Below are 21,199 nucleotides of genomic sequence, written 5' to 3'. Positions count from 1 at the left end.
GCAGGGATGGCGGATGGTTCGGACGCATGTCGGCCGGGTATTTTCCCGCATGAAAAAAGCCGCCCCGACGAACGTCGAGGCGGCTTTTCATTTCAACGCGACATGCGGCTTGGCTCAGGCGGCTTTCTTGCCGGCGAGCTGACGCAGCACGTACTGCAGGATGCCACCGTGACGGAAGAAGTCGCGCTCCTTCGGGGTCAGCAGCATCACCTTGACGGTGAACTCCTTCTTGCTGCCGTCTTCGGCGGTGGCCACCACCTTGGCCTGCTTCGCATTGCCGTCGTCCAGACCGGTGACGTCGAAGCTCTCGTTGCCGGTCAGGCCCAGCGACTTGGCGTTCTCGCCGTCCTTGAAGCACAGCGGCAGCACGCCCATGCCAACCAGGTTCGAACGATGGATGCGCTCGAAGCTTTCGGCGATGACCGCCTTCACGCCCAGCAGCAGGGTGCCCTTGGCGGCCCAGTCACGCGACGAGCCGGTGCCGTATTCCTTGCCAGCGAGGACCACCAGCGGGGTGCCCGCTTCCTTGTACTTCATGGCGGCGTCGTAGATCGCCATCTGCTCGCCGCTGGGCACGTGGCGGGTGAAGCCGCCTTCGACGCCATCCAGCATCTGGTTCTTGATGCGGATGTTGGCGAAGGTGCCGCGCACCATCACGTCGTCGTTGCCGCGACGCGAACCGTAGGAGTTGAAGTCCTTCGGCTCCACGCCACGACCGATCAGGAACTTGCCCGCGGGTGAGTCCTTCTTGATCGAGCCGGCCGGCGAGATGTGGTCGGTGGTGATCGAGTCGCCGAACAGGCCCAGGCAGCGGGCGGCGTGGATGTCCTCGACCTTGCCCACTTCCATCGTCATACCGTCGAAGTAGGGCGGGTTCTTGATGTAGGTGGACTTCTCGTCCCACGCGTACAGCGCGCCGTCCGGCGAGGCGATCGCATTCCAGCGCTCGTCGCCCTTGAACACGTCGGCGTAGTTCTTCTTGAACATGTCCGAGGTGACCGCGCTGGCCATCAGGTCACTGATTTCCTGGTTGCTCGGCCAGACGTCCTTGAGGAACACGTCCTTGCCGTCCTTGTCCTGGCCCAGCGGCTCGGTGGTCAGGTTCAGGTTGAGCGAGCCGGCCAGCGCATAGGCCACCACCAGCGGCGGCGAGGCCAGGTAGTTCATCTTCACTTCGGCGTGCACGCGGCCTTCGAAGTTGCGGTTGCCGGAGATCACGGCGCCCACGGTGAGATCACCGGCAGTGATCGCCTTGCTGATTTCCTGCGGCAGCGGACCGGAGTTGCCGATGCAGGTGGTGCAGCCGTAGCCGACCAGGAAGAAGCCGGTCTTTTCCAGCTCGGTCAGCAGGCCGGTCTTTTCCAGATAATCGGTGACCACCTTGGAACCCGGCGCCAGTGAGGTCTTCACCCACGGCTTGGCCTTCAGACCGCGTGCCGCCGCCTTCTTGGCGACCAGACCGGCAGCCAGCATCACGGCGGGGTTGGAAGTGTTGGTGCACGAGGTGATCGCGGCGATGACCACGGAGCCATCATTGACGTTGAAATCCTTGCCGTTCATCGAAACATGCTGGCCCGGAGCGCTCTGGCTCTGGTCATGGCCGACGGCAGTGTCGCCACCCTCGTTGGCGAAGCGGGCTTCGGCGCCGTTGCGGTTGGCGGTGGTAGCGCCCACGTTCTCGTTGTAGTTCTTCTTGACGTCGGTCAGCAGCACGCGATCCTGCGGGCGCTTCGGGCCGGCCATCGACGGCTTGACGTCGGCCAGGTCCAGCTCCAGCGTGGCGCTGAATTCGGCGTGCGGGCTGTTCTCGTCGTGCCACAGACCCTGGGCCTTGGCATAGGCTTCGACCAGCGCGACCTGTTCGTCGCTGCGGCCGGACAGGCGCAGGTACTTCAGCGACTCGGCGTCGACCGGGAAGATGCCGCAGGTCGCGCCGTATTCCGGAGCCATGTTGCCGATGGTGGCGCGATCGGCCAGTGCCAGATGCTGCAGGCCCGGGCCGAAGAACTCCACGAACTTGCCGACCACGCCCTGCTTGCGCAGCATCTGCGTCACGGTCAGCACCAGATCGGTGGCGGTGGCGCCTTCCGGCAGACGGCCGGACAGCTTGAAGCCGACCACCTGCGGAATCAGCATGGAGGACGGCTGGCCCAGCATGGCGGCTTCGGCCTCGATGCCGCCCACGCCCCAGCCCAGCACGCCCAGGCCGTTGATCATGGTGGTGTGCGAGTCGGTACCGAACACGGTGTCCGGGTAGGCCCACTGCTGGCCGTCGACTTCATTGGCCATGACCACACGGCCCAGATGCTCCAGGTTGACCTGGTGCACGATGCCGGTACGCGGCGGCACCACCTTGAAATCGGTCAGGGCTTTCTGGCCCCAGCGCAGGAAGCTGTAGCGGGCCTGGTTGCGATCGAACTCGATGGCGACGTTCTTTTCCAGCGCGTCTTCGCTGCCGAACACATCGACCTGCACGGAGTGGTCGATCACCAGCTCGGCCGGCGACAGCGGGTTGATCAGGGTCGGGTCGCCGCCCAGCGACTTCATCGCGTCACGCATCGCCGCCAGGTCGACCACGCACGGCACGCCGGTGAAGTCCTGCAGCAGCACGCGCGCGGGCATGAAGGAAATCTCGGTATCCGGCTCCTTCTTCGCGTCCCACTGGGCCACGGCCTCGATTTCCTTCGAGGTGACCTCGCTGCCGTCTTCATGGCGCAGCAGGTTTTCCAGCAGGATCTTCATCGAATACGGCAGGCGCTTCAGGTCGAAGCGTTCGCCCAGCTTGGCCAGACTGGCAAAGGCGTACTTCTTGCCGTTGACCTCGAGGGTGTCGCGTACGGAAAAGGTGTCTTTCATGGGGACGTGCTCCTGGCTGAATCCTGCGGCTGGGATGGGGAAGGTCGGCGGCTGACAAACGCCGTCCGAGCCGGAAAAGACCGCAATTATCGCGCAAACGCCGCGCCGCCGTCAGTCGGTAGAGAGGTGTCGGTTCATGCGCGGGCCTTGCGGCAACACCAATGCCGACCGGTAGACTGCATCATCGGCGGGCATGCGGTGGGTACACCGCATAGCATGGCGCCCCGGGCCATCACGCACAAACGCATTTCATGACATGCAGCATTCGATGATTTCGTTGACCCTTGCGGCCGTCTCGCTGCGTGACCTGGCGTTGGTGCAGGCCGTGCATCGTCACGGCAGCTTCAACAGTGCGGCACGCGCCATGCACATCAGTCCCTCCGGCTTGTCGCACCAGGTGCAGAAGGTGGAGCAGGCGTTGGGCACGCCGTTGTTCGAGCGCGGCGGGCGCAAGATCGTGCCCACGGCCGGCGGAAAGCGACTGCTGCTGCAGATCGATGCCGTGCTGGGCGCGGCCGAACTCCTGCAGCAGACCGCACGCAGTGGTGCGGTGGCGTTTGGCGGGGAATTGCGGCTGGGCGTGCCGGCGTCGCTGGGGCCGTATCTGTTGCCGCATCTGATCGGCCCGTTTCCGCAGCATTTTCCAGGCGCGCGCCTGAGCCTTTCCGAAGGCAAGCCGCGTGGCCTGCTGCGGCGTTTGCACGAGGGCGAGCTGGATGCGGTGCTGGCGCCACCGATGCAAGCGGCCAGCGGCATCGCGGTGCGGCCGTTGTTCTTCGAGCCGTGGGACCTGATGTTGCGGGCCGACCACGCGCTGGCCGGTCGCCGCCACGTGGCACTGGAGCAGCTCGATGCCGGCGATGCCACGCTGATGGCCGAAAACCATGCCGACGGCATGCCCGGCGATGGCACCGAGCATGGTCATGTGCAGGATGTCAGCCTGGAAAGCCTGGCCGCGCTGGTGGTGTTGCGTGGTGGTTATGCACTGGTGCCGGCGCTGGCACGGGAGCGGCTGGCATCGATTCCCGACATCACCCTGGCCAAGCTCAAGGGGCCGGGGCAGGGTCGTGAGATCGACCTGTACTGGCGCGAAGCCATGCCGTGGCGCGAGGACATTGCCGCCTTCGGCCATCTGCTGCTGACCTTGGCGGGTCAGCTGCCGGTACTGCGCAAGCTGGCACCGGCGAAGGCCGTCGAGAAGAAGACCGTCGGCAAGAAATCCGCAGCCAGGAAATCGGTCGGCAAGTAGCTTGCCGTCTGTCGTTCACCGGGATATTTCGCGCATCCCCAGCCGGGCCAGCGTGACGAAATGCTGCACGGCCGCCGAACGGTCATCGCGTCGGTAGGCGAGGGCGATCGGTGCACGCGGCATGTCGCCGACAATCGGCAGGTAGGTCACCTCGGGGCCGTTGATCCGGTTCACCGAGCGCGGTACCACGGAGACGCCGAAGCCGGCCTCGACCATCGGGATGATCGAGGATATCTGCGGCGCCGCCAGTCCCAGTTTCGGACTGAAGCCCGCACGATGGCAGGCGCCGACCACGGCGTCATAAAGCCCGTGCCCGATCTCGCGCGGAAACAGGATGAAGGTTTCCCCGGCCAGTGCCTCCAGCGAAATCGCCTCGGCCTTGACCGCGAGCGGATGCCGGTGTGGCAGCACGACCAGCATGTCCTCTTCCACCAGGGTTTCGACCACCAGTGCGTCATCGGCTTCGATGGGTGGGCGGATGAAGGCCAGGTCGATGGTGTTGGCGTGCAGGCCTTCGATCAGCGCCGGCGTATTGCTCTGCTCGGGCAGCAGTTGCACATCGGGGTGCTGTTCGCGATAGCTCTGGATCAGCGCCGGCACCCGTGGCTGGAAATAGGTGGCGCCGGCGAAACCCAGTCGCAAGCGTCCCGACTCGCCGCGTGCCAGTCGCAATACGTCGGTCTTGGCCTGCTCGACTTGCGCCATGATCGATTCGGCCCGTTCCAGCAGCAACTGACCGGCCTCGGTCAGCTCGACCCCGCGCGACAGCCGGCGGAACAGACGCACGCCCAGTTCCCGTTCCAGCTGGCGGATCTGCATGCTCAGTGGTGGTTGGCCGATCCCCAGGCGGGCGGCGGCGCGGGTGAAGTGACGTTCGGTCGCCACGGCGACGAAGTAGCGCAGATGCCGCAATTCCACGTTGTCTGGCCTTTGTTATTCTCGAAAATATATCGAATTCGATAATTCCATATATTAGACGACGATGGCTGGTCAGGCGCATAGTTTTTCCATTCCCCGCGGAGAACCGTCATGCCCAAGATCACGCTCGCCGACCAGATGGCCGCCACGCTCGCCCAGGCTGGCGTCAAACGCATCTGGGGCGTCACCGGCGACAGTCTCAATGGCCTCAACGACAGCCTGCGCCGCCTGAAAAGCATCGAGTGGATGCATGTGCGGCATGAAGAAGTGGCGGCCTTCGCTGCCGGTGCCGAAGCCGCCGTGACTGGCGAGCTGGCGGTGTGCGCCGGCAGTTGCGGCCCGGGCAACCTGCATCTCATCAACGGGCTGTTCGACTGTCACCGCAACCACGTGCCGGTGCTGGCGATCGCCGCGCACATCCCGTCCTCCGAGATCGGCCTGGAGTATTTTCAGGAAACCCATCCGCAGGAACTGTTCAAGGAATGCAGCCACTACGTCGAGCTGGTGACCAATCCCGCGCAGATGCCGCAGGTGCTGCATCGGGCCATGCGCGCGGCGATCCTGCAGCGCGGCGTGGCCGTGGTGGTGATTCCCGGTGACGTGGCCTTGCAGGAAGCCGTGGCGCCGCTGGGCAACTGGCCCGCGCTGACGCCGCCGCGGATGCTGCCGAACGATGCCGATCTGGATCATCTGGCCGGCGTGCTGAACGACGGTGGCGCGGTCACCATCCTCTGTGGCAGCGGCTGTGCCGATGCACATGACGAAGTGGTGGCGCTCGCCGATGCACTTGGCGCGCCCGTGGTGCACGCCCTGCGCGGCAAGGAATACGTGGAGTGGGACAACCCCTTCAGCGTGGGCATGACCGGCTTCATCGGTTTCAGCTCGGGCTATCACGCGATGCTGAATTGCGACACCTTGCTGATGCTCGGCACCGATTTTCCATACCGGCATTTCTATCCGGGCAAGGCGAAGGTGGTGCAGGTCGATTGCGATCCCTCGGCGTTGGGGCGTCGCGCGCGGCTGGATCTTGGCGTGGTCGCCGATGTGGGCGAAACCGTGCGGGCCCTGCTGCCGCGGCTGCAGAAGCGGACCGATCGTCGCTTCCTCGAAACCGCCCGCAAGCATTACGTCGCCGCGCGCAAAGGGTTGGACGATCTGGCCGTGCCGTCGCCGGCGGGGCGGGCCATCCATCCGCAATACCTGACCCGGCTGGTCAACGAGATGGCGTCCGAGGATGCCATCTTCACCGCCGATGTAGGCACGCCGACGGTATGGGCTGCGCGCTACCTGCAGATGAATGGCCAGCGTCGCCTGCTGGGGTCGTTCAACCACGGCTCGATGGCCAACGCGATGCCGCAGGCGATCGGCGCGCAGGCGGCCTTCCCGCAGCGGCAGGTGATTTCGTTGTCCGGTGATGGCGGTTTCGCCATGTTGATGGGCGACTTCATCACGCTGGCTCAACTGAAGTTGCCGGTGAAGGTGATCGTCTACGACAACAGCTCGCTGGGTTTCGTGGCGATGGAGATGAAAGCCAACGGTTACCTGGATACCAATACCGATCTGGCGAATCCGGATTTTGCCGCGATGGCCAACGCGATGGGCGTGCTCGGCATCCGCGTCGAGGCCTCGGAAGATCTGGAGCCGGCACTGCGCCGTGCCTTCAATCACGATGGTCCGGTGCTGGTCGACGTGGTGACGGCGAAGCAGGAATTGGTGCTGCCGCCGAAGATCCAGTTGGAGCAGGCGCGTGGCTTCAGCCTGTACATGCTCAAGGCGATCATGAACGGGCGTGGTGACGAGGTGGTCGAGCTGGCCCAGACCAACTGGCGGCGTTGACGGCGCGCCGGCCGAGCCCGCAGGAGCGGGAATCGCGCCGAATCGAAAAGGCTCAGCCGTTGTCCAGCGTGGTGCCGGTGAGCAGGCCGCGAGCCAGCATGCTGCACTGGCGACGATTGAGCAGGAACTGCCACTGGCGACCGCCGACCTGGCGCCACAACACTGCCGACCGCACCGCGGCCAGCAGGCTGGCGCGGACTTTTTCCACCACGGTCTCCTGTTGCAGCAGCTGCGGGTTGCCGGTGACCATCACGCGCGGTTTCAGCGTGGACAAGGTCGACGAATACACTGCGGCCAGTCGGCTGATCACCTGGGGCGAGTCTTGGCCGAAGTGGTCCACTTGTCGTTGCGCGGCGACGATGCCTTGTTGCAGTTGATCCAGCAGTTCGTGGCGGGATGACAGGCTGCGTTCAAGTCGCATCACCGTGACTGCCATGCGCGTCACCGCCATGTCGCGGCCGTTCTCGTCGAGTTGGGCGATCAGCGTACGCAGGCCCAGCCGCACGCCGGAGACGTTGCCGTAGACGCCCACGACCGACGGCGCGTCGATGCGGAACACACTCTTCAGGCTGGCTTCCAGCGCCTGCTCGTCGCAGCGGCCTTCGTTAGCCAGTTGTTGCGCCAGCGCCGTGGCCTGGAACAGGCCGGCAACCGCGAGCACGCGCTCTTCATTCATGGCAAAGGCTTCAAACACCGTTGTGCTGCTCTCGTTCGTGTGGGGACAGGCCGCCGTAGGCGGCATCGGTGGCGGCAATCACGGCGCCACCCAGGCAGGCCTCGCCATCATAGAAGACTACCGATTGACCCGGGGTTACGGCACGTTGCAGCGTATCGAAGCGGACGTCGAGGCCACCATCGCACAGTTGCACCTCGCACGGCTGATCGGCCTGGCGATAGCGGGTCTTCGCCGTGCAGCGAAAGCGGTCCGCCGGAGCGTGGCCGGCCACCCAGCTGGGCGCTTCGGAGCGCAGGCGCTGCGAATTCAGCCAGTGGTTCTCGCCGCCCTGGGCCACGTACAGCACATTGGCGGCGACATCCTTGCCGACCACGTACCAGGGTTCGCCACCGGCATTCGTGCGGCCGCCGATGCCCAGGCCGTTGCGCTGGCCCAGGGTGTAATACATCACGCCCTGGTGCTCGCCCACCCGCAGTCCGTCTGGCGTGCGCATGTCGCCGGGACGTGCCGGGATGTACTGCGCCAGGAAGCTGCGAAAGTCGCGTTCGCCGATGAAGCAGATGCCGGTGGAGTCTTTCTTGGCATGGGTGGGCAGCGCCGCTTCGTGAGCCAGTTCGCGCACCCGGGATTTCTCGATCTCGCCGACCGGGAACAGCGTGGCCGCCAGTTGCGGCTGGCCCAGTGCGTGCAGGAAATAAGTCTGGTCCTTGGACGCATCGACCGCGCGCAGCAGGCGGTATTCGCCATGGCGGCAATCGACGCGGGCGTAATGGCCGGTGGCGATCTTTTCCGCACCCAGCGCGCGTGCCTCGTCGAGGAAGGTCTTGAACTTGATCTCGCGATTGCACAGCACGTCGGGATTGGGCGTGCGGCCGGCGCGGTATTCGTCGAGGAAATGGGTGAACACGCTATCCCAGTATTCGCTGGCAAAATTGCGCGCATGGAACGGAATGCCCAGCCGGCCGCATACGGCCACGGCGTCCTTGCGGTCGACGTCGGTGGTGCAGGGGCCGTTGCGGTCGTCCTCCTCCCAGTTCTGCATGAACAGGCCTTCGACCTCATGCCCAGCCTGTTGCAGCAGCAGCGCCGCGACGGAGGAGTCGACGCCGCCGGAAATGCCCAGCATCACCTTCATGGCGAGGCCGGATCGGGCAGCCAGTGCAGGGTGTCCAGCGGCAGGCGCGAACCGGCCAGCCAGGCGTCGATGCTCTGCAATACCAGCGGACTGCGCAGGCGATCGCCCAGTGCGGCAATTTCATCGCGGCTCAGCCAGAGCGCGCGGCGAATGCCAGTGTCCAGCGGTTGCGCCGGATCATGGCTGATCGCACGGGCGGCGAAGCTGAAACGCAGCACCGCGTCGCCGTGTTCGGTACTGCGCCACTGGTGCACGCCGACCAGGTGCTGCAGTTGCACCGTCCAACCGGTCTCTTCCAGGGTTTCACGCACGGCCGCCCGGGCCAGGCTTTCGCCATCGTCCAGGTGCCCTGCGGGCTGATTGTAAGCGAGGCGGCCGTTCACTTCCTCTTCGACCATCAGGTAGCGTGCGCCGTCCGCGACGATGCAGGCGACGGTGACATGCGGGCGCCAGCGTTCGCTGGCAGGAGAGAGTGGGCTGGACACGGTGGGGAGGGGGCTGGAAAAGACGTCATTGTGCCATCACCTTCAAGCCGTTGCCGGCGCGGGAGCGAATCCGTCGCGGCGTATAATCGACATCGAAATATCTTCCAGAGGCAACATGGCTCACGAACCCGACCACGAGCATGACCACGAGCGCGGCCTGGCTGTCGAAACCTCGCGCCCCGAGGTCATGCGCCCGCCGTTGTTCCAGGTGGTTCTGCTCAATGACGATTTCACCCCGATGGACTTCGTGGTCGAGGTATTGCGCGGGTTTTTCGCGCTGGACCAGGAACAGGCGGTCCAGGTGATGCTGCACGTGCATACCCGCGGCAAGGGGGTGTGCGGCGTGTTTACCCGCGAGGTGGCCGAGACCAAGGTGACCCAGGTCAACGAATATTCACGCTCCCATCAGCACCCTTTGTTGTGCACTATGGAAAAGCTCTGATCGACCCCATTTCGGGGACAACGGGCAACGCCCTCGCCATTTGCAACGGAGAAGGTCCGAATGTTCAGCAAGGATCTCGAAGTCACCATCGGTCAGTGCTACAAGCAGGCACGCGAACAGCGCCACGAATTCATGACCGTGGAGCACCTGCTGTTGGCGCTTACCGAGAATCAATCCGCGCTTGGCGCATTGCGCGCCTGCGGCGCTGACCTGCCGCGGCTGTCGGCCGAGCTCGAGAAGATCATCGCCGAGACCGTGCCGGTATTGCCGCACGGTGACGAGCGCGATACGCAGCCCACGCTGGGTTTCCAGCGCGTGCTGCAGCGGGCGGTCTATCACGTGCAATCCTCCGGGCGGAAGGAAGTCACCGGGGCGAATGTGCTGGTGGCGATCTTCGGCGAAAAGGATTCGCATGCGGTGTATTTCCTGCACCAGCAGGAGATCACCCGGCTCGACGTGGTCAATTACATCTCGCACGGTATCGCCAAGATCGGCGACGAGCCGGCCGCCGGTGTCGCCGGCGGCGAGCGCGAGGGCGAGGAAGGCGGCGAGTCCAAGGGCAATCCCCTGGTCGAATACGCCAGCAATCTCAACGAGTTGGCGCTGGAAGGCAAGATCGATCCGCTGATCGGCCGTGCCGACGAGATCGAACGCACCATCCAGGTGTTGTGCCGCCGGCGCAAGAACAATCCGCTGTATGTCGGCGAGGCCGGCGTGGGCAAGACCGCGCTGGCCGAAGGGCTGGCCAAGCGCATCGTCGACGGCGAGGTGCCCGAGGTGCTGGAAAGCGCCACGATCTGGTCGCTGGACCTGGGCGCGCTGGTGGCCGGCACCAAGTATCGCGGCGACTTCGAAAAGCGGCTGAAGGCCGTCATCGCCCAATTGAAGAAGCAGCCGGGCGCGATCCTGTTCATCGACGAGATCCATACCATCATCGGCGCGGGTTCCGCGTCGGGCGGCACCATGGATGCGTCGAACCTGATCAAGCCGATGCTGGCGTCCGGTGAGCTGCGCTGCATCGGTTCGACCACGTTCCAGGAATTCCGCGGCATCTTCGAGAAGGACCGCGCGCTGGCGCGGCGCTTCCAGAAGATCGACGTGGTGGAACCCACCGTGATGGACAGCATCGAGATCCTCAAGGGCCTGCGTTCGCGCTTCGAGGAACACCACAACGTGGTCTATACCAACGAGGCGTTGAGGGCGGCAGTGGATCTTTCGGTGAAGCACATCCCCGACCGCCTGCTGCCGGACAAGGCCATCGACGTCATCGACGAGGCAGGTGCGCGCCAGCGGCTGCTGCCGGAAGACGAGCGCACCGGCCGGGTCGACGTGCCCGAGGTGGAGTACATCGTCGCCAAGATGGCACGCATCCCGGCCAAGCAGGTGTCGGCCTCGGACCGCGACGTGCTGAAGAACCTCGAGCGCAACCTGAAAATGGTGGTGTTCGGACAGGACCCGGCGATCGAGGCGCTGGCTGCCTCGATCAAGATGGCGCGCTCCGGCCTGGCTGATCCGTCCAAGCCGATCGGCAGCTTCCTGCTCGCAGGTCCCACTGGCGTGGGCAAGACCGAAGTCACCAAGCAACTGGCGATGCAGCTGGGCATCGAGATGATCCGCTTCGACATGTCCGAATACATGGAGGCGCATTCGGTCTCGCGGCTGGTCGGCGCCCCTCCGGGTTACGTCGGATTCGATCAGGGCGGCCTGCTGACCGAGGCCGTCACCAAGCATCCGCATGCGGTGCTGCTGCTGGACGAGATCGAGAAGGCGCACCCGGATGTCTTCAACGTGCTGCTGCAGATCATGGACCGCGGCGTGCTCACCGACACCAACGGTCGCGAGGCGAATTTCAAGAACGTGATCGTGGTGATGACCACCAATGCCGGTGCGGCACAGGCCTCGCGGCGCAGCATCGGCTTCGTGGAGCAGAGCCACGTCACCGACGCCATGGAAGTGATCCGCCGCACCTTCACGCCGGAGTTCCGCAACCGGCTGGATGCGATCATCCAGTTCGGCGCGCTGGACTTCGAGCACATCCTGCGGGTGGTGGACAAGTTCCTGATCGAGCTGGAGGCACAACTGGCGGACAAGCATGTCGCGCTGGACGTGGACGCCGATGCCCGCCACTGGCTCGCCGAGCACGGCTTCGACCCGCAGATGGGCGCGCGCCCGATGGCGCGGGTGATCCAGGAAAAGGTGAAACGCGCACTGGCCGACGAGTTGCTGTTCGGCAAGCTGTCCGAAGGCGGCAAGGTGATGCTTGGCGTGAAGGACGGCGAACTGCAGGTGCGCACCGAGGCGGCGGAAAAACTGCCGGCGGTGGTGGAATAGCCGGCGGGAGCGGTGGCGCTCCCAAACGCCGGGCAACACAAAAGGGCCGCGCGATGCGCGGCCCTTTTGTTTCGATGCGTACCCGCCGTTACTTCATGCGGTAGGTGATGCGGCCCTTGGTCAGGTCGTATGGAGTCATCTCGATCTTGACCTTGTCGCCGGTCAGGATGCGGATGTAATGCTTGCGCATGCGGCCGGAAATATGGGCAATGACCACGTGCCCGTTTTCCAGTTGCACACGGAACATGGTATTGGGCAGGGTCTCAAGGACCGTGCCTTCCATTTCGATGACGTCGTCTTTGGCCATGTGTTCCCAAGGGTTCGCGCACAGCCGTCGTGGCTGCGTAAGCCGTCGATTATGCCACGTTCCGGCGTCTGGTTAAAGATTCGTCAGAAGACCCGTTTCCAGGGCGCAAGACGGGCTTTCAGGCGAAATGCTCGTCCAGCTTGCGCTGGATCTCCTGTTCCACCATGCCCTTGAGCGGTGCCAGCATCAGGCCGAGTTCGGCGTTGACATGAATCTCGTTGGCGGCCACCGCGATGCTGCCCTTCACGCCGGAGCGTGAAAAATTCAGCGTGTCGCCTTGCCACTGGCTGGTCATGCCGAATTTTTCCTGCATGCGGCTGCCCACCTTGTCGACGATGGCGCGGGCTTCGGCCAGGGGCAGGGCATGGGGGCGGCGGATGTCGATACTGGGCATGGCAGGGCTTCGATGCGAAAAGTGTCGACATGATACGGGAGCCGGCATGGCGAGGTGCCGGCTTTCTGGCCGTTATCTGTCGGGTTTGGGCCGACCGGTTTGCCGTGGCGGTAGTGCGGTGCGTGTTTCCGTCGTTTTGCTCGCCAGGGAACCACGATGGCTCGGCGAATCGTCGACAGTCCGGCCTCGCGCCTCGACCACCAAAGCCCGGCAGGCTGCTAAAGTTCGCTGATCAGGTATCGGCCCGTCCATGCGCATCCAGTTTCCCCATTCCGCCCGTGAATCGTTCCCGTGGACGCAGCCACAATTGCGTATCGGCAGCGCACCGGACAACGATCTGGTGCTGGCTGCCGATCAGGCCAATCCGCACCATCTGCACATCCAGCAGGATCATCGGGGGCTGGTGCTGCAGGTATTGCCGTCGGCTGGCCGCATCTATGTGAACGCGCGACCGGTACGTGAGCGAGCCATCCTGCGGGCGGGCGACATGCTCAGCGTGGGAACGTGTCGCATGCTGTTGAGCGCCGATGACGAAGTCGTCCACGACCTTCCGCCCGTATCCGAGCGGCAGCGCTGCACGGTGGCGCTGCGGGCGGTCGCAGGTCCGCTGTCCGGTCGCGTGCTGCCGTTGCGCGACCGGCTGGAGTTGGGGCCGGGAGGCCACTTGCCGCTGGAGTTGCCGCAGGACGAATCCACCGCGCTGTACATTTCCTGGCGCGATGGCCATTTGTTGCTGGAAGGTGGGGCGCAAGCTTCAACGCGTTACCCGCTGCGTCTCAATGGCAGGGTCGTGCAAACGGCGCGGTTGTCGCCCGGTGACCAGATCGGCGTGGCCATGCATCGCTTCGTGATCGATGCCCCCGGCATGCGCCCGGAGCCCGAGATCGTGATGCCGGAACCGCCTGCGCCGAAGCGTTTGCCCGAAGACGAGGCTGGCCCGCGTGGCGAGGTGTGGTGGCTGATCGCCACCGCCGCGGTGATTGCCCTGGGCATTGCCCTGGTGTTGCTGGTTCGTTTCTAGGAGCGTGGGCGGTAGAAACTTTCGAGGCGAAAAAGTGGCTGCGTGAGGACAGATTTTCGACGATTCGCCGGCCCATAGTGGTTCTATGGGCCAAGAAGCGATGGAAATATGGACCACGCAGGCGCTTTTGCAGCCCGGAAGATTTCTGCCGCCCACGCTCCTGGGCCGCTATCGGGCTTGTGCCGAATGGCCATTGACGACCGGTTGCTGCGGCGCGGCATAATGCGCTGAACGCAGCCACGGGAAGTCGAACGGTGAGTCAGGTCTGGAATTTCAGTGCGGGCCCGGCGGCCCTGCCGCCTCCGGTACTCGAGCGCGCGCAGCGCGAGTTGCTGGACTGGAACGGCAGTGGCGCATCGGTGATGGAGCAGTCGCATCGCGGCAAGCGCTTCATCGCGATGGCCGAACGGGTCGAGGCCGATCTGCGCGAACTGCTGGCCATTCCTGCCGACTATGCCGTGCTGTTCCTGCAAGGCGGTGCCACCCAGCATTTCGCCCAGATTCCGATGAACCTGGCGGGCGAGGGCGACAGCGCCGACTACGTCGTCAACGGCCATTGGGGCGCGAAGGCGGCCGGTGAGGCCGCGCCTTATGTTCGCGTCAACGTGGCGGCCAGCAGCCAGGCCGACAATTATCTGCGGCTGCCGCCACGCGAAAGCTGGCAGCTCGATCCGCGCGCAGCCTACGTGCACTACACGCCGAACGAGACCATCCACGGCGTGGAATACCATGACGTACCTGTGGTGGGCGACGTGCCGCTGGTGGCGGACATGTCCTCGAACATCCTGTCCGAACCGCTCGACGTGTCGCGCTTCGGGCTGATCTATGCCGGTGCGCAGAAGAACATCGGGCCCTCCGGGCTGGTGTTGATGATCGTGCGTCGCGATCTGCTGGAACGCAGCTCGCGGCCGATGGCGCGGATCTTCCGCTATGCCGAGCACGCCGCCGCGGCATCCATGCTGAACACCCCCAACACCTGGGGCTGGTATCTGGCCGGGCTCACCTTCGAGTGGCTGAAAGAGCAGGGCGGCGTGGCGGCCATGGGTGAGCACAACCGGGCCAAGGCCGAAAAACTGTATGCGGTGATCGACGGCTCCGGTGGCTATTACCGCAACCCGGTCGATCCGGCCGCGCGCTCGCGCATGAATGTGCCATTCACCCTGCACGACAGTGCGCTCGATGCCGATTTCCTGAAGGAATCCGAGGCGGCCGGCCTGATGGCATTGAAGGGCCACAAGGCGCTCGGTGGCATGCGTGCCTCGCTGTACAACGCAGTGCCGCTGGCCGCGGTGGATGCACTGGTGGCGTTCATGGGTGACTTCGCGCGCCGGCACGGCTGAAACTTTTCAGGCATCATGCCCGTTCACCGTTTGGACTTCTTTACGCCAAGACTGCCGAAATGACCGATACGAAAACCTCCCTGCCCGAGGTGCGCGAGCGCATCGACAGCATCGACCGGCAGATCCAGGAATTGATCTCCGAACGCGCGAACTGGGCGCAGGAAGTGGCGAAGGTGAAGGGCGAAGGCCTCTCGGCCATCGACTATTACCGTCCGGAACGCGAAGCCCACGTGCTGCGCATGGTGGTGGACCGCAACAAGGGGCCATTGCCGGATGCCGAGATGGTGCGCCTGTTCCGCGAGATCATGTCCTCGTGCCTGGCGCAGGAGGATCCGCTGAAGATCGGTTACCTCGGCCCCGAGGGCACCTTCAGCGAGCAGGCGGTGCGCAAGCATTTCGGCCATGCCGCCTATGGCCTGCCGCTGGGCAGCATCGAAGAGGTGTTCCAGGAAGTGGCCGCCGGTCATGCCGATTTCGGTGTGGTGCCGGTAGAGAATTCTGGTCAGGGCATGATCCAGGTGACCCTGGACATGTTCCTCACCTCCGACGCGCGGATCTGCGGCGAAGTGGAACTGCGCGTGCACCAGTGCCTGCATTCCATGGCCGGCAAGCTGGATGGCATCAAGCGCGTCTACGCGCACGCGCAGTCGTTGCAACAGTGCAAAACGTGGCTGCGCATGAACTTGCCCGGCGTGGAATGCGAGGCGGTCAGCAGCAATGCCGAGGCGGCGCGGCTGGCGCGGCATGCCGACGACGTCGGTGCGATCGCCGGCGAAACGGCAGGCAAGGTTTACGGGCTGAAGACGCTGGCCACCGGCATCGAGGATCGTGCCGACAACACCACGCGCTTCCTGGTGATCGGCCGCTCGCTGTTTCCGCCGTCCGGCAACGATCGCACCTCGCTGCTGATCACGGTGAACGACAAGCCAGGCGCGCTCTACGACGTGCTCAGCCCGTTCGCCAGGCATGACGTCAGCCTCAACCGCATCGAGTCGCGCCCGGCGCACTCGGGCAAGTGGCAGTACGCGTTCTTCATCGATGTCTCGGGACATATCAACGATGAAGCACTGCAGGGTGCGGTGAAGGACATCGAGCAATCCGTGGCGCAATTGCGTGTGCTCGGCTCCTACCCGGTAGCGTTGCCGTGAGCGCTCGGCTGGACTGGCGCAGTGGCCCCGCCGGGCCGCTGCGGGGAACTGTTCGCGTGCCTGGCGACAAGTCCGTGTCGCATCGTGCACTGATGCTTTCGGCGCTGGCCGACGGCAGCACGCGCATCCGCGGTTTCCTGGAGGGCGAGGATACCCGCGCCACCGCTGCGGTACTGGCCCAGTTGGGCGTGCGCATCGAGACGCCGGCCGATGGTGAGCGCGTGGTACACGGCGTGGGCCTGCACGGCCTGCGTGCCAGCACACAGGCGCTGGATTGCGGCAATGCCGGCACCGGCATGCGCCTGCTCGCGGGCCTGCTCGCCGGGCAGGCGTTCGACAGCACGCTGGTGGGCGATGCCTCGTTGTCGAAGCGGCCGATGCGGCGCGTAACCGATCCGTTGGCGGCCATGGGTGCACGTATCGATACCCGCGAGGGTTTGCCGCCGCTGGTCGTGCGCGGTGGCCACTCCCTGCGTGGCATCCGTTACGAATTGCCGGTGGCCAGCGCGCAGGTGAAGTCGGCGTTGTTGCTGGCTGGCCTGTATGCCGAAGGCGAAACCGAAGTGGTCGAGCCGCATCCCACGCGCGACTACACCGAGCGCATGCTAGCCGCCTTTGGCTGGCCGATTGTTTTCGAGCCGGGTCGCGCAAAGCTTTCGGGCGGACATGCCTTGCATGCCGTCGACGTCGACGTACCGGCGGATTTTTCCTCGGCGGCATTCTTCCTGGTCGCGGCCAGCATCGTGCCAGGCTCCGAACTGCGACTTTCCGCCGTGGGTCTGAATCCGCGGCGCACCGGCCTGCTGCAGGCCTTGCGCCTGATGGGGGCGGACATCCGCGTCGAGAACGAGCGCGAAAGCGGCGGCGAGCCGGTGGGCGATCTGCTGGTGCGTCATGCCGCATTGCATGGCGCCGAGTTCCCCGAGTCGCTGGTGCCGGACATGATCGACGAATTCCCTGCACTGTTCGTGGCCGCGTCCGTGGCCAACGGCCGCAGCGTGATCCGCGGTGCCGCCGAGCTGCGCGTGAAGGAATCCGATCGGCTCGCCACCATGGCGACGGGTTTGCGAACCTTGGGCGCGCAGATCGAGGAAACACCCGATGGCGCGATCATCGAAGGCGGTGCGCTGACCGGGGGCACGGTGGAAAGCCTCACCGATCACCGTATCGCGATGAGCTTCGCGGTGGCCGGGCTGGTGGCTGGCGGGCCGGTGCGGATCAATGAGTGCCGCCATGTGGCCACTTCATTTCCCGGCTTCATGGATCTGGCCAATGGCTGCGGATTTGCGCTGGACGTCGCGGACTGACAATCGGTGCGGCTGTCATGCGGCGGGTTGCACCGTGCGACGCTTGAGCCTCTTTCCCGCCGGGAGATGGGTGAGGCTTCGGGCTTGCGATGGTTTGCGCTCCTGCGGCCGGCAGTGGCAATTGGGTTAAAGTCGCAGCCAGTTTCCGCCCGAGCCCATCATGTCCACCGTCCCGTCGTTCATCGTCGCCATTCCCGCCCGTTACGGTTCCACCCGGCTGCCGGCCAAGCCGTTGCGCGAGATCGGTGGTGTGCCGATGGTGGTTCGCGTGGCGCAGCGTGCCTTGCAGGCCGGTGCCATGCAGGTGGTGGTGGCGGTCGACGACGCGCGCATCGCCGAGGCACTGGACGGACAGGGCGTGCAGGTGTGCATGACCCGGGCCGACCATGCCTCAGGCAGTGATCGTCTGGCCGAATGCGCAGCTCAATGTGGCTGGCCCGACGACGCTATCGTGGTGAACCTGCAAGGCGATGAGCCGTTTGCGCCGGCCGCCGGGATTCGTGAGGTGGCGCGCGCCCTGGCCGAGGACGATGCGCCGATGGCCACACTGGCCACGCCAATCAGCGATGCCCACGAGTTGTTCGATCCGAACGTGGTGAAGCTGGTGCACGGGGGCAATGGCCGGGCGCTGTATTTCAGCCGGGCACCGTTGCCGTGGGCGCGCGATGCGTTTGCCGCGGACCGCGATGCCTTGCCGATCGGTATGCCGTTTCTGCGCCATATCGGCATCTATGCCTATCGCGCAAGTTTCCTCGGCCAGTACGCGCAGTTGCCGCGCACGCCACTGGAACAGGCGGAGTCGCTGGAGCAATTGCGCGTGCTCGAACACGGACACGCGATTGCCGTGCGGTTGACGCCGGAACCGTTTCCGCCAGGTATCGATACCGAAGCCGATCTGGAACGCGCCGAGCGCTGGTTGCAGTCCGCGGGCTGAGAGCCTCAGCGGCGCCGGCGCAGCAGCGCGATAAAGGCGCTGGCCAGCCCCAGCCCCATGGCCAGGCCGATGCCCGCGCCCCAGAGTGCGCCGCGATCGCCCCAGAACACGGAGCCGATCACGACACCGAGCACGAACAGGATGGGAATGGGCAGGCAACCCATGCGGCGGTCTCCGGCGGTGGTCAGGCAGGGCATGATAACGGTGCCGGACGCACGAATCGCAGGCCGGGACCAGATAGAATCCACGCATGCAGCCTACATCGCCGCAGGCCTTCGATGGCAAGGCCTTCGTCCACACCCTGACTACCTCGCCCGGCGTCTACCGTTACTTCGATGCGGAGGACGAGCTGCTGTACGTGGGCAAGGCCGGCAACCTGAAGAAGCGTGTCGGCAGCTACTTCCTGAAACCACGGATGGAGCCGCGCATTGCCGCGATGGTGGCGCAGATCGCGCGCGCCGAGATCACCGTGACGCGCACCGAGGGCGAGGCGCTGCTGCTGGAATCGCAGCTGATCAAGTCGCTCAAGCCGCGTTACAACATCCTGCTGCGCGACGACAAGAGCTATCCCTACATCTACCTGTCCGGTGGCGAGGACTATCCGCGGCTGGCCTTCCATCGTGGCGCGAAGAACCTTCCCGGGCGCTATTTCGGGCCTTACCCGAGCACGTTCGCGGTGCGCGAAAGCCTCAGCCTGATGCAGAAGCTGTTCAAGGTGCGCCAGTGCGAGGACAGCTATTTCCGCAACCGCTCACGGCCATGCCTGCAGCATCAGATCGGCCGTTGTACCGCGCCATGCGTTGAACTGATTTCGGTGGAGGATTACCGCCGCGACGTGCGCCATGCCGAGATGTTCCTGGAAGGGCGCAGCAGTGCGGTGATCGACGAGCTGGCCGCCGGGATGGAGCAGGCCAGTCAGGCATTGCAGTTCGAACGCGCGGCCGCGTTGCGCGACCAGGTGGCGGCCTTGCGCCAGTTGCAGGCGCAGCACCACGTGCAGGGCGCCAGTGCCGACATGGACGTGATCGCCTGCCGCATCGAGTCGGGCATGGCCTGCGTCAGCGTGCTGTTCTTCCGCGACGGCATCAGCCTTGGCACGCGCGATTTCTTCCCGCGCCTGCCGCTGGATGCCGAGCCGGGCGATGTGCTGACGCAGTTCATCGCGCAGTACTACCTGGAGCGTCCGGTGCCACGCGAGCTGATTCTTGGCGAGGCCCTCGCCGATCAGGAGATTCTTGCCGAGCTGCTGGCGCAGCATGCCGGGCACGCGGTGGAACTGAAGACCCGCGTGCGTGGCGAGCGCGCGCGTTTCCTTCAGATGGCCGAGCGCAACGCGCAGGCCTCGCTGACCCAGCGACTGGCCAGCCGGCAGACGCTGGGCACGCGTTTCGAGGATTTGCAGAAACTGCTCGGGTTGCCCGAGCCGCCGCGACGGCTGGAATGTTTCGACATCAGCCACACGCGTGGCGAATTGAGCGTGGCCTCGTGCGTGGTGTTCGGTCCGGAAGGCCCGGAAAAATCCCATTACCGTCGATTCAACATCGACGGCATCACGCCCGGCGACGATTACGCCGCCATGCACCAGGCGCTGACGCGGCGCTTCCGCAAGGTGGCCGAAGGCGAGGGCGCGCGCCCCGACGTGCTGCTGATCGACGGCGGCGATGGACAGGTGGCGCAGGCGCTGGACGTGCTGAAGGGCCTGGGTGTCGAAGGGATCCATGTGGTCGGCGTGGCCAAGGGGCCGGCCCGACGCGCCGGCGAGGAGACCCTGATCCTGGCCGACCGGCCGCCGGGCAGCCCCGGCCGCGAGATCCATCCCGGGCCGGCGTCGCCCGCGCTGCATCTGGTGGCGGCCGTGCGCGACGAGTCGCACCGCTTCGCCATCAGTGGTCATCGCAAACGACGCGAGAAGGCGCGCGAACGCAGCGTGCTGGAAGACGTGCCCGGCGTCGGCGCGCGCCGCCGTTCCGCGTTGCTGCGAACCTTCGGTGGCCTGGCTGGCGTGGAGGCGGCAGGCGTGGAAGAGTTGATGCGGGTGAAAGGCATCGACCGCGGCCTGGCCGAACGCATTTACGCGGCGTTGCACGGCTGAGCGGCATATTGCGCGGGCAGCCCACTTGCAAACCATGCGACACTGGGCCCAGAAATCCGGAAGCGAGCCATGCGCATCAATTTACCCACCTGGTTGACCCTGTTCCGCGTGGCGCTGCTGCCGGTGATGGTGGTCGTTTTCTACCTGCCGTTCCGGGGGCACAACATCACCGCGGCGATCGTGTTCGTGCTGGCCGCCGTCACCGATTGGCTGGACGGCTATCTGGCTCGCCGCATGAATCTCACTTCAGCCTTCGGTGCCTTCCTGGACCCGGTGGCCGACAAGCTGATGGTGGCGGTGACGCTGTTCCTGCTGGTGGAGGCGCATCGCCCCGGTTGGTCAAGCATCCTGATGGCAGTGACTGCGGCGATCATCGTCGGTCGCGAGATCAGCGTATCGGCGTTGCGCGAGTGGATGGCCGAGATCGGCATGCGTGCCACGGTCAAGGTGGCCTTCATCGGCAAGCTGAAGACGGTGATGCAGATGGTGGCGCTGGTGGTGCTGATCGTGCAGCACGAAAAGGAAGCCAAGCTGCTCAGCCTGTACAACATCGGCGAATGGCTGCTGGTGATCGCCGGCGTGCTGACGATCTGGTCGGGCCTGACCTACCTGCGTGCAGCGTGGCCCAGCCTGCAGGATCGCGGGACGAACGATCCCTCCGAATGAATGATGCGCGACGCGTGGGCTTGACGATCCGGTTCCACGTATTAGAATGCGCGCCTCCGATG

The 21,199-nt window shown here is 65.1% G+C and carries 19 protein-coding genes; 11 read left to right on the top strand and 8 right to left on the bottom strand.

Going from position 1 to position 21,199, the window contains the following annotated elements; all coding sequences use genetic code 11:
* Positions 1-114 precede the first annotated feature (114 nt).
* Entirely contained in the window at positions 115-2,856 is a 2,742-nt protein-coding gene (gene acnA, locus AB7849_RS05245) for an aconitate hydratase AcnA (protein WP_147627490.1), read from the bottom strand.
* A 256-nt stretch (positions 2,857-3,112) separates the two neighbouring features.
* On the opposite strand from acnA, the gene AB7849_RS05240 reads away from it, so the two are divergent.
* Positions 3,113-4,105, top strand: coding sequence for a LysR family transcriptional regulator (locus AB7849_RS05240; RefSeq protein ID WP_008209762.1), 993 nt, complete (start codon positions 3,113-3,115; stop codon positions 4,103-4,105).
* A 15-nt stretch (positions 4,106-4,120) separates the two neighbouring features.
* Here AB7849_RS05240 and AB7849_RS05235 read toward each other — a convergent pair whose 3' ends face one another.
* The gene (locus AB7849_RS05235; RefSeq protein ID WP_008209759.1) at positions 4,121-5,023 is read right to left on the bottom strand and encodes a LysR family transcriptional regulator; all 903 of its coding nucleotides are present in this window, start codon (positions 5,021-5,023) and stop codon (positions 4,121-4,123) included.
* 111 nt (positions 5,024-5,134) lie between these two features.
* Here AB7849_RS05235 and poxB point away from each other — a divergent pair, with 111 nt between their 5' ends.
* The gene (poxB, locus tag AB7849_RS05230; protein WP_008209758.1) at positions 5,135-6,859 is read left to right on the top strand and encodes a ubiquinone-dependent pyruvate dehydrogenase; all 1,725 of its coding nucleotides are present in this window, start codon (positions 5,135-5,137) and stop codon (positions 6,857-6,859) included.
* Positions 6,860-6,911: 52 nt separating this feature from the next.
* Here the strand turns inward: poxB and hflD are convergent, their stop codons facing one another.
* Genes hflD through AB7849_RS05215 form a run of 3 tightly spaced genes read right to left on the bottom strand, consistent with a single transcriptional unit; the run spans position 6,912 to position 9,155 of the window.
* Entirely contained in the window at positions 6,912-7,535 is a 624-nt protein-coding gene (gene hflD / locus AB7849_RS05225; protein ID WP_008209756.1) for a high frequency lysogenization protein HflD, read from the bottom strand.
* Positions 7,536-7,545: 10 nt separating this feature from the next.
* On the bottom strand, positions 7,546-8,670 hold the full coding sequence (gene mnmA / locus AB7849_RS05220; protein ID WP_008209754.1) for a tRNA 2-thiouridine(34) synthase MnmA: 1,125 nt from the start codon (positions 8,668-8,670) through the stop codon (positions 7,546-7,548).
* A complete protein-coding gene (locus AB7849_RS05215) occupies positions 8,667-9,155 on the bottom strand; it encodes an NUDIX hydrolase (RefSeq protein WP_008209753.1) in 489 nt (162 codons plus the stop codon). The genes mnmA and AB7849_RS05215 overlap by 4 nt, the downstream gene beginning before the upstream one ends.
* Before the next feature lie 115 nt (positions 9,156-9,270).
* Between AB7849_RS05215 and clpS the strand changes: the two genes are divergently transcribed.
* Both clpS and clpA read left to right on the top strand, forming a co-directional pair.
* Positions 9,271-9,597: an ATP-dependent Clp protease adapter ClpS gene (gene clpS, locus AB7849_RS05210; RefSeq protein WP_008209752.1), complete on the top strand. Its 327-nt coding sequence runs from the start codon at positions 9,271-9,273 to the stop codon at positions 9,595-9,597.
* Positions 9,598-9,657: 60 nt separating this feature from the next.
* A complete protein-coding gene (gene clpA, locus AB7849_RS05205) occupies positions 9,658-11,928 on the top strand; it encodes an ATP-dependent Clp protease ATP-binding subunit ClpA (protein WP_008209750.1) in 2,271 nt (756 codons plus the stop codon).
* 88 nt (positions 11,929-12,016) lie between these two features.
* On the opposite strand, the gene infA is transcribed toward clpA, so the two are convergent.
* Together infA and AB7849_RS05195 are read right to left on the bottom strand one after the other, a co-directional pair.
* On the bottom strand, positions 12,017-12,235 hold the full coding sequence (gene infA / locus AB7849_RS05200) for a translation initiation factor IF-1 (protein ID WP_008209748.1): 219 nt from the start codon (positions 12,233-12,235) through the stop codon (positions 12,017-12,019).
* Positions 12,236-12,353: 118 nt separating this feature from the next.
* A complete protein-coding gene (locus tag AB7849_RS05195; protein ID WP_008209745.1) occupies positions 12,354-12,629 on the bottom strand; it encodes a polyhydroxyalkanoic acid system family protein in 276 nt (91 codons plus the stop codon).
* A 250-nt stretch (positions 12,630-12,879) separates the two neighbouring features.
* On the opposite strand from AB7849_RS05195, the gene AB7849_RS05190 reads away from it, so the two are divergent.
* From AB7849_RS05190 to kdsB, 5 genes are all read left to right on the top strand, one after another.
* On the top strand, positions 12,880-13,650 hold the full coding sequence (locus AB7849_RS05190) for an FHA domain-containing protein (RefSeq protein WP_092703492.1): 771 nt from the start codon (positions 12,880-12,882) through the stop codon (positions 13,648-13,650).
* A gap of 254 nt (positions 13,651-13,904) precedes the next feature.
* Positions 13,905-14,990, top strand: coding sequence for a 3-phosphoserine/phosphohydroxythreonine transaminase (gene serC, locus AB7849_RS05185; RefSeq protein ID WP_008213876.1), 1,086 nt, complete (start codon positions 13,905-13,907; stop codon positions 14,988-14,990).
* A 59-nt stretch (positions 14,991-15,049) separates the two neighbouring features.
* Complete coding sequence (gene pheA, locus AB7849_RS05180) at positions 15,050-16,138, top strand: prephenate dehydratase (RefSeq protein WP_008213875.1); 1,089 nt, start codon at positions 15,050-15,052, stop codon at positions 16,136-16,138.
* The gene (gene aroA / locus AB7849_RS05175; RefSeq protein WP_037101169.1) at positions 16,135-17,445 is read left to right on the top strand and encodes a 3-phosphoshikimate 1-carboxyvinyltransferase; all 1,311 of its coding nucleotides are present in this window, start codon (positions 16,135-16,137) and stop codon (positions 17,443-17,445) included. The genes pheA and aroA overlap by 4 nt, the downstream gene beginning before the upstream one ends.
* A 160-nt stretch (positions 17,446-17,605) precedes the next feature.
* On the top strand, positions 17,606-18,379 hold the full coding sequence (gene kdsB / locus AB7849_RS05170; RefSeq protein ID WP_008213873.1) for a 3-deoxy-manno-octulosonate cytidylyltransferase: 774 nt from the start codon (positions 17,606-17,608) through the stop codon (positions 18,377-18,379).
* Between the two features lie 5 nt (positions 18,380-18,384).
* On the opposite strand, the gene AB7849_RS05165 is transcribed toward kdsB, so the two are convergent.
* Complete coding sequence (locus AB7849_RS05165; protein ID WP_008213872.1) at positions 18,385-18,543, bottom strand: hypothetical protein; 159 nt, start codon at positions 18,541-18,543, stop codon at positions 18,385-18,387.
* Positions 18,544-18,629: 86 nt separating this feature from the next.
* On the opposite strand from AB7849_RS05165, the gene uvrC reads away from it, so the two are divergent.
* Entirely contained in the window at positions 18,630-20,471 is a 1,842-nt protein-coding gene (uvrC, locus tag AB7849_RS05160; RefSeq protein WP_369500680.1) for an excinuclease ABC subunit UvrC, read from the top strand.
* 69 nt (positions 20,472-20,540) lie between these two features.
* Positions 20,541-21,137 carry a CDP-diacylglycerol--glycerol-3-phosphate 3-phosphatidyltransferase gene (pgsA, locus tag AB7849_RS05155; protein WP_008214708.1) on the top strand — a complete coding sequence of 199 codons (597 nt, stop codon included), beginning with the start codon at positions 20,541-20,543 and terminating at the stop codon, positions 21,135-21,137.
* The last annotated feature ends 62 nt before the right edge of the window (positions 21,138-21,199 follow it).

The organism is Rhodanobacter sp. FW021-MT20, from assembly GCF_041107475.1.
Classification (GTDB): Bacteria; Pseudomonadota; Gammaproteobacteria; order Xanthomonadales; family Rhodanobacteraceae; genus Rhodanobacter_A; species Rhodanobacter_A glycinis.
Note: the sequence above shows the minus strand (reverse complement) of the source record. Positions and strands in the feature narration are given on the sequence as shown.